This is a genomic window from Actinomyces denticolens (genome assembly GCF_002072185.1).
GTDB lineage: Bacteria > Actinomycetota > Actinomycetes > Actinomycetales > Actinomycetaceae > Actinomyces > Actinomyces denticolens.
Genome location: NZ_MVIW01000072.1, coordinates 1 through 3160, shown reverse-complemented (window position 1 = coordinate 3160; position 3160 = coordinate 1). Strand labels below are relative to the sequence as shown.

Below are 3160 nucleotides of genomic sequence, written 5' to 3'. Positions count from 1 at the left end.
GTGGACTTGCCCGCGCCGTTGGGGCCAAGGAATCCGGTGACGGTGCCGGGCTCGACGGTGAAGGAGATGTTGTCCACGGCGAGCTTGTCGCCGTAGCGCTTCGTCAATCCACGTGCCTCAATCATGGGGTGGTCCTTTCTCGCGTGAAGAAGGGAAAGCGCGAGCGGGGCCGACCTTCTTCATTTCCGTGCCTGTCCCTTGAACCTTAAGCAATCCCAGTGCGGCACGGATCGCCCATGTGGGGGAACCGATCGGGGGAGGCGCCACCCCAGGGCTGACGCCGGTCATGCTGTGGTGTGAGCGGCGCAGGGGCGACTGGGCGGACTTCGCGGAGATGGCCGGATCGCCGGGCTTCACGGGATAGACGACTTCTGCCCACTGCTGGGCGATCCGTCCGATGAGGGAGCATCCAACAATGGGCAGACGATGCGGTGACTGCGAGTGGGGCCGGCGGGGCCGCGGAATGCCGCGTGATCCTTCAGCTGCTCACATGGGCATCTGCCATGACGTGGATCCCTCCTGATCCTCCTCGTCCCAGCGCAGGACCGCGCGCACACGCCATCCTGAGGCGCTGGGGCCCGCTTGAACGCTCCCACCATAGGCGGCGGCGCGCTCCCGCATGCCGATGAGTCCTTTCCCCGAGCCGTGCATGGGGACGGCGCCCGGAGCGGCGTCGTTGTCCACCGTGAGCACGGCGGTCCCGATGTGCCTTTCGACGTCGACGCTCACCCTGCTCGTGGTGGGAGCGTATCGGAGCACGTTGGTGAGGGACTCCTGGGCGAGGCGGAAGAGGGTCATCTGCAGCCCCCGGTCATCCGGCAGATCGCGGCCCCGCCAGGAGTAGGTGATCGGGATCCCCGCGGAGGCGAAGCGGTCGACGAGGATTTGGAGATCCGCCTGCTCGGGGGCCGGTCTCATGGGGATCGCGTCGCCGCCGGCGCCGTCCGCGTGGGCTGCGGCGGCGCGCCGCAGGTCGGCGACGGCGGACGTGGGCTCACGCGATGCGACGGTGCCGGGAGGGGCGAACTCGGGGACGGGGAGGTCCTTGATGCGCTTGCCGTCGATGTCGGTCGAATCGCCCGCCCCGCCGGTGGCGCGGGACGTGAGGGCGCCGACCTGAGGATCCTCGCGCAGCACGCCGACGAGCCTCCGCGTGTCGGCCAGGGCGCTGCGGCCCGTCTCCGCCAGCGCCGCGATGGCCTGCCGGGCCATCTCGGGGTTCCGGTCGAGGGCGGCTGCCGCGCCGTCGGCCATGGTGACCATGACGGCCAGGGAGTGGGCGACGACGTCGTGCATCTCGCGCGCGATGCGGGAGCGCTCGGCGGATACCGCCAGCAGGCTGACCTGCTCGCGCTCCAGGGCGGTCCGCCTGGCCCGGTCGAGCTCGCGGGTGAGGCGCTCGCGCTGGGCGTGGATCGTCAGGCCGACCACCAGGCCGCACAGGTTGATCAGTGTGAAGACGAACGAGTTCTGCATCATCGCCCGGGAGGAGAGCACGTGGACCGGGTCGGTCCCCGCCTGCGCCGCCTCGAACCAGGCCTGGCCGAGGATCGCGGTCAGAGTGGTGACGAGGGCCGCGCCGCAGCCGTGGCGCGGGGGATTCCTGGCGGCGATCGTCCCGAGGATGATCGAGGCCGTCGGCAGGTAGAAGTAGACGACGATGTCCATGGTGGTCGTCGCCCGTATCTCGACGGGCCAGATGACCAGGAGAGCGGCGTAGTGAAGGGGGAGGACGAGCGTCACGATCGCCCAGGCGATGCGCGTGGCGCGGCGCCGGAGGAAGAGGCAGAGGCAGCACAGGAGGGCGACGGCGATGGAGAACGGCAGCCAGGGCCGAGCGGTGGGGACGTCCGCGAGGGTCTTGAGGCTGAGGAGGTTGTTGAGGGTGATCGCCGAGGAGAACACCGCGACCGCCACGGTGATGAGCAGGTCCACCATGATCGGCGGCACGGACGCCCCGATGGCGCGCAGGAGCAGGCGCCGGGGGCGTCGGCCCTGGCCGCCCTCGGGGGAGGGGGATTGGGACGGGGCCTCCGGAGCGGCTTCGGGCCCGGGGACGGCGAGATCCGCCGCAGCCCCCGGGAGGGCTGCGGCGGGCCCGTTGAGGGGCGTTGCGCTCATCGGGCGATCAATCAGGCATCGCGTCGGGAGAAGACCGCGTAAGCGATGATCATGGGGATGACGAACCAGGCGCAGGACACGAGGACGCCCTGCCAGTGCTCGAGGAAGCCGTTCCAACTCGCGGTGCGGGAGAAGGGATCGGTCAGGGCGGTCACAGCTTTGGTCGGCAGGGTCTCTGCCACATTCTGAGCCCACTCGAACCGCGCCGACAGGAGGCTGAAGGGGATGGTGATGACGAAGAGGAGGACGACCACCAATGAGATCGCCCCGGCGGTGGAGCGGAAGATGAATCCCAGGGCCAGGCTCATCAGCGCGATGGCGGCGAAGCCGAGGCCGGCCCCCCAGATGTAGCCGGCGTACTCGGCGTCGGTCAGGGGCACCGCGTGGTCCCCGATGAACGGAGCGGAGATGGCCCAGGCCAGGAGGACGGACACGGCTCCCAGGAGGAAGGCGAAGATCGCTGTGACCAGGGCTTTGGCTGCGAAGACCTGGGAGCGGTGGGGGGTGGCGGTCAGGGTGGAGCGGATCTGGCCGGAGGCGTACTCGCCGGTGATGATGAGGGCGGCGAGCACGGCGACGGCGATCTGCCCGAAGGGCGTTCCGTTGATGATGCCGTCAGCCGCCTCGGCGGCGAGCTTGGGGTCCGAGGACTTGCCGAAGGCGATGGTGATGCCGGCGCCGAAGAGGACGGTGATGCTCATGGTGATGGCGGAGGTGACCCAGGTGGAGCGCAGGGAGCGGAGTTTGATCCATTCCGAGTGCAGCGCGCGGCCGAAGGTCTGCCTGCCATTGATGCGGGGGGCGCGGGTGGCGCGCCGTGCTGCGCCGGGGGCGGTGAGGGCGGTCATGGGAGTTCTCCTTGGGGTCGGCGGGGTCAGGCCCGGTGGGTGGCGCGCGTGGCGGGCTGGTTGGCCTGGGCGGGGGCGGTGTTGTATTCGGTGGCGCTTCCGGTGAGTTCGAGGTAGGCGTCTTCGAGGCTGGCTTTGATGGTGGTCAGCTCGTGCAGGGTGATGTTGTGGGCGGCGGCGAGTTCTCCGAT

Annotated in this window: 3 protein-coding genes and 1 pseudogene; all 4 read right to left on the bottom strand. The window is 69.8% G+C overall.

What is annotated here, in order from left to right; translation table 11 throughout:
• Positions 1-125: ATP-binding cassette domain-containing protein (locus B1H55_RS11900; protein ID WP_143222406.1), on the bottom strand; the 125-nt coding region annotated here is incomplete at its 3' end.
• 361 nt (positions 126-486) lie between these two features.
• Positions 487-2121 (bottom strand): sensor histidine kinase, encoded by a 1635-nt coding sequence (locus tag B1H55_RS11895; RefSeq protein ID WP_231952629.1) that lies wholly within the window; start codon positions 2119-2121, stop codon positions 487-489.
• Positions 2122-2132: 11 nt separating this feature from the next.
• Positions 2133-2969, bottom strand: a complete 837-nt coding sequence (locus B1H55_RS11890) for an ABC transporter permease subunit (protein WP_077239815.1) — start codon at positions 2967-2969, stop codon at positions 2133-2135.
• Between the two features lie 26 nt (positions 2970-2995).
• A pseudogene (locus B1H55_RS12960) lies at positions 2996-3160 on the bottom strand (ABC transporter ATP-binding protein); the annotation flags it as partial.

Coding starts and splice junctions, on each gene's coding strand:
- B1H55_RS11895 (WP_231952629.1), bottom strand. CDS start 2,121: ATGAGCGCAACGCCCCTCAACGGGCCCGCCGCAGCCCTCCCGGGGGCT.
- B1H55_RS11890 (WP_077239815.1), bottom strand. CDS start 2,969: ATGACCGCCCTCACCGCCCCCGGCGCAGCACGGCGCGCCACCCGCGCC.